The 849-nt window shown below is 73.3% G+C and carries 1 protein-coding gene; it reads right to left on the bottom strand.

Annotated elements, in window-relative coordinates; translation table 11 throughout:
- The coding region (locus HGG74_RS20910) for an enolase C-terminal domain-like protein (RefSeq protein WP_168489466.1) at window positions 1-849 on the bottom strand (849 nt) is incomplete at both ends.

The raw sequence follows: 849 nt of genomic DNA, 5'->3' as shown, positions 1-849 counted from the left end.
GTAGCCGGGGTGGATGGAGCGCATGTAGCCGGTGTCGTCGCGGGTGCGGATCCCGCAGTCCAGGTACCGGCGGTGCAGTTTCTCGAGTCCGTCGGGGTCCAGTTCGATGCCCAGGCCGGGGCGGTCCGGGACGGTGACGGCGCCGTGGCGGAGGGTGAGGGTGCCGGGGGCGATGACGTCCTCGGCCGGGTCCTTCCAGGGCCAGTGGGTGTCGCAGGCGTAGTCCAGGTTGGGGGTGGCCGCGGCCAGGTGGACCATGGCGGCCAGGGAGATGCCCAGGTGGGAGTTCGAGTGCATGGACAGGCCCAGCCCGAAGGTCTCGGCGATCCCGGCCAGGGTCTGGGACCGGCGCAGCCCGCCCCAGAAGTGGTGGTCCGAGAGCACCACGTCCACCGCGCCGGCGGCGGTGGCGGCCGGCAGGTCGGCGAAGGCGACCACGCACATGTTCGTGGCCAGCGGCATGGGCACCTGCCGGCGGACCTCGGCCATGCCGGCGATGCCGGGGGTGGGGTCCTCGAGGTATTCCAGGACCCCGGCCAGGCGTTTGCCGATCCGGATGCCGGTCTGCACGCTCCAGGCCGCGTTCGGGTCGATGCGCAGCGGCAGCTGCGGGAACTCCGCGGCCAGGGCCTCGACGGCCTCCGCCTCGGCGTCCGGGTCGAAGACCCCGCCCTTGAGCTTCAGGGCGGTGAAGCCGTACTCCTTGACCATGGTGCGGGCCTGGGCCACGATCCCGGCCGGGTCCAGGGCTTCGCCCCACCGGTCCCCGGGGCGGTCCGGGTGCCGGGCCCACTTGTAGAACAGGTAGCCGCTGAAGGGCACCTGCCCGCGCACCGGCCCGCCGAGCAG

The sequence above is a fragment of the Arthrobacter mobilis genome, assembly GCF_012395835.1.
In the GTDB taxonomy this organism is placed as follows: Bacteria; Actinomycetota; Actinomycetes; order Actinomycetales; family Micrococcaceae; genus Crystallibacter; species Crystallibacter mobilis.
This window is presented reverse-complemented; position numbering and strand designations above follow the sequence as displayed.